The following is a 1,059-nucleotide window of genomic DNA, read 5'->3' on the forward strand; positions in this document are numbered from 1 at the left end:
GAATAAGCGGTATCGCTCTTATACTTTATCATTTTTTCAAATGGTATTTAGTTGAATTCCTTACCCCATTTGTTATGCCATTTCTTTCAATAATAGTTCATGGATTGTTTTTCTTAATATTAATTTTCACAATCATACATCTTATCAAATACAAAAATTGGAAACCATTAATTATTCAATTAATCATAGTAATTACTTGGATATGTATACCATTTAATGAGATTTATATAAATTTAGATTTTATTATCTATAAAGAAGACCGTGAAAAAGTTATAGCACTTATAGAACATAAAGAGTTAACTCCTAATGTTCATTATGATAGTAGACAAATTCATTTACCTAAACAGTTTGCATCCACTTCCAAAAACGGTGGGGATGTAATTATTCAACAAAATAAAAATGGTATTTCTGTTTTCTTTTTTACTTATCGTGGTATATTAGATAATTTTTCAGGATTTATTTATACACCAAATGATACTAGACCAAACAAATACGACTTTAATAATGAATATAAAGAAATCACAAAAATAGAAAAAAACTGGTATTATGTCACATCATATTAAAGAACACAAAAATTTTCTTTTAATTATATTAAAAACATACCGTATTTATAGAAAGGGAATGCTTGTATACTATATACTGATCTATACTGCATTCCCTAATTAGGCCCGAAACGGATTCTTGTCGTATTAGCTCATTCAAGGTGATGCAATTTTTTTACAAGCGATACATCTTTTTTATCATATACGTCGCTTTAACACCACTCAATATAGAGGTTGCTGTTTCAAATGACTCGAACCTTACCATAGGAGTAGCATCACACATCCATCAACTTAAGAATTTTCTCGTTTTGGATTATTTGTTTTTCTCAGCTTGATTGTGACAGGGCACTGCCAACAAAAAGCGATTTTCGTACGCTAAGCGATCTTTTATATAAAAAAGCCGATTTCCTGTAATCTAAAGGATGAAGTGCACCCCAATTGTTAGACATGGTCTAACAATTGGAGGTGCATTTTTTATGGCTAAATTTTCTTCAAAAGAAAAAATCCAAGCGGTGAA

The 1,059-nt window shown here is 29.5% G+C and carries 1 protein-coding gene; it reads left to right on the top strand.

The genetic code is table 11. The annotated features are described in order from the left end of the window. Positions 1 to 2: 2 nt before the first annotated feature. Complete coding sequence (locus ACFWDE_RS30535) at positions 3 to 563, top strand: hypothetical protein (RefSeq protein ID WP_377896401.1); 561 nt, start codon at positions 3 to 5, stop codon at positions 561 to 563. Positions 564 to 1,059: the final 496 nt, after the last annotated feature.

This window comes from Bacillus sp. NPDC060175, from assembly GCF_042728695.1.
Classification (GTDB): domain Bacteria; phylum Bacillota; class Bacilli; order Bacillales; family Bacillaceae_G; genus Bacillus_A.